The 5,041-nt window shown below is 43.4% G+C and carries 4 protein-coding genes and 1 pseudogene; 3 read left to right on the top strand and 2 right to left on the bottom strand.

The window, feature by feature from the left end; translation table 11 throughout:
* Window positions 1-127: 127 nt before the first annotated feature.
* Window positions 128-517, bottom strand: a complete 390-nt coding sequence (locus tag V7K41_RS11055; protein ID WP_012412259.1) for a hypothetical protein — start codon at window positions 515-517, stop codon at window positions 128-130.
* Between the two features lie 272 nt (window positions 518-789).
* Here V7K41_RS11055 and queA point away from each other — a divergent pair, with 272 nt between their 5' ends.
* Window positions 790-1,947: a tRNA preQ1(34) S-adenosylmethionine ribosyltransferase-isomerase QueA gene (gene queA, locus V7K41_RS11050; RefSeq protein WP_334848020.1), complete on the top strand. Its 1,158-nt coding sequence runs from the start codon at window positions 790-792 to the stop codon at window positions 1,945-1,947.
* A 121-nt stretch (window positions 1,948-2,068) separates the two neighbouring features.
* Window positions 2,069-3,169: a tetratricopeptide repeat protein gene (locus V7K41_RS11045; protein ID WP_334848019.1), complete on the top strand. Its 1,101-nt coding sequence runs from the start codon at window positions 2,069-2,071 to the stop codon at window positions 3,167-3,169.
* A 418-nt stretch (window positions 3,170-3,587) separates the two neighbouring features.
* Here V7K41_RS11045 and V7K41_RS11040 read toward each other — a convergent pair.
* Window positions 3,588-3,686 (bottom strand): annotated as a pseudogene (locus tag V7K41_RS11040) (TrkA family potassium uptake protein); the annotation flags it as partial.
* A 129-nt stretch (window positions 3,687-3,815) separates the two neighbouring features.
* Between V7K41_RS11040 and V7K41_RS11035 the strand changes: the two are divergent.
* A complete protein-coding gene (locus V7K41_RS11035) occupies window positions 3,816-4,658 on the top strand; it encodes a methyltransferase domain-containing protein (RefSeq protein WP_334848017.1) in 843 nt (280 codons plus the stop codon).
* Window positions 4,659-5,041: the final 383 nt, after the last annotated feature.

Raw genomic sequence — 5,041 nt, 5'->3', positions numbered from 1 at the left:
TTTAAGCTGCAAGAATACATTCTGGCAGCTTTCGACTCTTCAATTGATAATGGTTAATTGGTAATAGATAAAATATCTTAATTACCAATGACCAATAATTTTGTAGTGGCGTTACAACCAAATAGGATCACGCCAAAGTTTCTGGACAGTAACCTAAGCCCCGGACAAACTGTTGCCGGAACGCTTCAATTTCGTCTCTCTCTGGGCTACCATGAGAAACGATCGCTACCTGATAGCGACGCATCACATCCACAGGGCACTGTCCGGCTTCCAAACTCCAAAGTGCCATTTGCACCCTCATTGGCGGTTCGTAGCTAATTCCTAATTCATTTAGAAAAGCCCGAAAGTCGCCATCTTCTTGGGGCGAGACTTGACCTTTGAGTTTGATCCTAACCACCCAGCCATCAATTTGATGAATTACGGTGACGAACGAAACTGGTGTCTGGGGTCTAGCGTGGAGGTGTTGAACGACCCTCAGAGTTAGACTGGCATTTGCCAGGTAGTACAAGTATTCCATGTTTGTTGGTGCTTGGGATCAAAGCCAATGCTACATATCTATATTGGTCAATCAGTGCCTGTTCCCGGTAGGGTAAAAGCCCCCGTTTTTAGATGGGGAGGTTTACCCAATTTTTATGTTAATTTTTCCGTGTTACTTAATAGTAACAATCTTATAGCCTTGCAACCAAACTGAGCAAAGATGCCTTAAAGTTCCAATATAAGGGAAAGCTTAAACCAGCTTTTTTAAGAGAGTATAAATACTAAATAAAGTAAAAACTAGTATAAGCCAATTTGAAAGATAGTTTTAGCCCACAAGAAAAAGATTTGGAATTAGATTGCTCGGTAGCTAGCTATGACTACAAACTACCTCCAGAACTCATTGCCCAAAATCCAGCAGTTCCGAGAGATAGTTCGCGGTTACTAGTAGTTGATTCTCCCACTTCAAGCACCGAAACAGCACCCCTACACCACATTTTCCATGATTTGCCCACACTGTTGCGCTCTGGTGATTTGTTGGTTATGAACAATACAAGAGTCATTCCAGCGCGGCTTTATGGTCATAAATCCACTGGTGCTAAAATCCAGGTGTTGCTCTTGGAAGAACGGCAGCATAATTGTTGGTTAGCTTTAGTTAAGCCAGGAAAAAGCTTCAAACAGGGAACGAAGATTGTTTTTGAAGCAAGGCAATTAAGAATTGGGGATTATAAAGATTCTTCCCCAGTCTCCAACCCCCAGCTAACGGCTACAGTTCTAGAAACAGATTCCGCAACTGGAGGGCGTTTGTTGCAATTTGATGTGCCGGAGGGAGAGACTTTGGTGCAACTGTTAGAGGTATTTGGTGAAGTACCGTTACCACCGTACATCACTAGCTCAGAAGCAGCTGATGAGCAGTATCAGACAGTTTATGCCAAACAGCCAGGAGCGATCGCAGCTCCGACGGCAGGATTACACTTTACCCCAGAATTATTACAAGAGTTGCGCGATCGCAAAATCGATCGAGCTTTTGTGACGCTACACGTTGGTGTCGGCACATTTCGCCCTGTGGAAGTAGAGGACGTAACTACCCATCAGATGCATGAAGAATGGATTGAAGTTCCTGCCGCTACAGTAGAGCAAATCCGCGCCACTAAAGCTGCTGGCGGTCGAATTATTGCTGTGGGAACAACGGCAGTACGGGCTTTAGAAGGGGCGGCTCAATCTGGTAATTTACAACCGTTTTGCGGAAAAACAGACTTATTTATTTATCCTGGCTACCAATGGCGGGTAGTGGATGGTTTAATTACGAATTTTCACTTACCGCGTTCTAGTTTATTGATGTTGGTAAGTGCGCTAATTGGCAGACAACGATTATTGAATATATACAATGAAGCGATCGCTTTTGGATATCGTTTTTATTCATTCGGTGATGCCATGCTAATTTTGCCGTCAGCTGTGGAAGTGGGAAGTTAGGAGTACAGACGCGATTAATCGCGTCTGTACAAGAGTTCAAAGTTGAGAATTTGGAATTTTTTCTTTCGTGGTGGGTACTCTGACTTATGAGGAGTTAAAAATAAGTACAGGTCTGCTATTAATGTCTGAAAAATACCCATTTTCTCATTGGTTAAATTTATTTTGTCAGGTAACATTCGGTGGTTGTTCTGCATTTTTGCTCTTGGCTGCACCGACAATTACTAATTTCCCAGTCAGCAAGCTGCTGGCAGAAACTGCAATTTCTCAGGATCTTGAAGCGGCTAGCTTTTTCCAGCGGGGAGTCACGCGCTATAACCGCCAAGACTTACAAGGTGCAGAATATGCCTTTCGCCAAGCGTTGCAGCGAGATCCTAACCTTGAGGCAGCACGGAATTATCTGGGTAATATATTTATGGAGCAAAATCGCTTGGATATAGCTTTACAAGAATATACAGAGGCGATTAAAGTTAATCCTAATTTTAGCGAAGCTTATTACAACTTAGGGTTAGTGTTGCACCGACAAGGAGAAAAGGATGCAGCGATTACGGCTTATCGCCAGAGCTTAGTGATAAATCCCACAAGGGTGGCAGCACTGTACAATCTAGGTTTGTTGCTGTACGAACAAGGAAAGTTAGAAGAAGCGATCGCTGCATACCAAAAAGCAATTAATCTAGATAGCAGCAATGCCAATGCTTATCTTAACTTAGCGATCGCCTTGCAACAACAAGGTCAAATCGAGCCTGCGATCGCTACTTATCGCCAAGCTTTGAAGCTAGATCCTAAAAATGCCGCAGCTTACAGCAATATGGCAAATTTGCTAGCAATGCATGGTCAAGCTTCTGAGGCTATTTCTGTTTATCGGCAAGCTATTCGCCTAAATCCAAAAAGTGCCTCAGCTTACTATAACTTGGGAGTAACTTTATATAATCAGGGTGAGTTCAAAAAAGCCAGCGGAGTCTTGAAACGCGCTCACAATGAATATCGCGAGCAAGGCAACATTGAACAAGCCCAGAAAATTGAGCAGTTAATGCAGCAAATTGCCCAAAAAAGTGGGCAACAGCAACCTCAAGCCAGTCAAACAGCTACTCCTTCTCAGAGTTCAGATTCTACAGTCCAAACACCTGAGCCACAGACGCCAAATCAACCAGAAACGCCCGCGAACCCCGGCGATGTGCCTGTCTCAGCTGAACCACAATCCACTTCAACAAGTCCCGAACAATAATAAACTCAGAGTCAAGGCGATTTGCAAAAATGTAAAATTTGCCCACCCTGCGGGGTCTTGCTACATCCCCCAACCCCTTCTCTCAATTTTGGTAGCAGGGTGGTTTCATACGAAAAAAGAAAAATACATAAGTCTTGATTTTTCGTGAAAGTGGCATGGCTTTTTCCCTCACTTCCATTCCTCTCCCCCACGGGGGGAGAGGCTTTGAAACCCAGTTTTAGTTTTTCTCTGCTTGTATGAAACCACCCTGCTTCTCTCAATTTTGGTAGGGGGAGCGAATTTCAAAGTCCCTCTCCCAAGCTTAGGAGAGGGATTTAGGGTGAGGGTTTTTGACTTTTGCAATAAGTCTATTCTCTATTAAAAGGGGTTGGAGGTTAGGTTTGAGTAAAAGTTGCACGCGGCATAACTCCTAACTTTTTTAAATCGGCAAACGATTAATATCTTTATTGCAACCAATAACAACCATTGCTGAACCACGCTCTAAACGCTTGGTAGCGTCAGGATTAATTTGAAATTTCTCCAAGGAGGATAAATCTCGGTTTACCTTCTTTGGAAGTAAAAATACCCTTATTTAATTAAAAAAATACATGATAGCCTACCTGTATGTTTTTTTTGAATTCTATTTCGTCTCAATACTACTTTTTTCATGAGTGCAACACTTTACCAGCAAATTCAGCAGTTCTACGATGCTTCCTCTGGTCTGTGGGAACAGATTTGGGGGGAACACATGCACCACGGCTACTACGGGGCTGATGGTAGTGAGAAAAAAGACCGTCGGCAAGCGCAAATTGATTTAATTGAGGAACTGCTCAATTGGGCGGGGGTACAAGCAGCAGAAAATATCCTCGATGTGGGTTGTGGCATTGGTGGCAGTTCTTTATACCTGGCAGAAAAGTTTAATGCTAAGGCTACAGGAATTACTTTGAGTCCTGTGCAAGCTGCCAGAGCAACGGAACGCGCAACGGAAGCGAATTTGAGTCTGAAAACTCAGTTTCAGGTCGCTAATGCTCAAGCAATGCCCTTTGCTGATAATTCTTTTGATTTGGTTTGGTCGCTGGAAAGCGGCGAACACATGCCAGATAAAATTAAGTTTCTCCAGGAATGTTATCGGGTATTGAAACCTGGCGGCAAGTTAATTATGGTGACTTGGTGTCATCGAGCGACTGATAAGTCACCACTGACGGCAGATGAGGAAAAGCATTTGCAGGATATTTATCGGGTGTATTGTTTGCCTTATGTGATTTCTTTACCAGAGTATGAAGCGATCGCCCGTCAACTTCCATTAAACAATATTCGCACCGCTGATTGGTCAACTGCTGTCGCCCCCTTTTGGAATGTAGTAATTGATTCGGCGTTCACTCCTCAAGCACTTTGGGGCTTACTCAATGCCGGTTGGACTACCATTCAAGGGGCGTTATCACTGGGGTTGATGCGTCGCGGTTATGAGCGCGGGTTAGTTCGGTTTGGTTTATTGTGCGGGAATAAGTAGAAACGTTCTTTGGGAAAAGATCGTGCTGTTTCATTACAGCGCGATCGCACTACAATTTAAGAAATTCAATGAAGGCTAATGACATGGTATCGATTCCGATTACCCTAGCAGCTTGTCCACCGCCAACAACTAAAGTCTCAAGAAAGGATGAGTTTTATTTTAAAAAATTTGGATAAAATGTCTCCTGAAGAATTACAGTCTATCCGCTAACAAGCTCAAGACTGGCACGCTCAGTCGTATTTTATTGCAAGGTATTAAAATAATTCGTAATTCGTCTGTCTTGATATAACCAGGGTTAGCGCGTCTCAAACCCTATTGACAAATGGATTCTATGAGAGAGTTGAGTTAGGGAGAGCCGCCGCCAAAACAGAAACCATATACTG

The organism is Nostoc sp., from assembly GCF_036917415.1.
Taxonomy (GTDB): domain Bacteria; phylum Cyanobacteriota; class Cyanobacteriia; order Cyanobacteriales; family Nostocaceae; genus Nostoc.
This window is presented reverse-complemented; position numbering and strand designations above follow the sequence as displayed.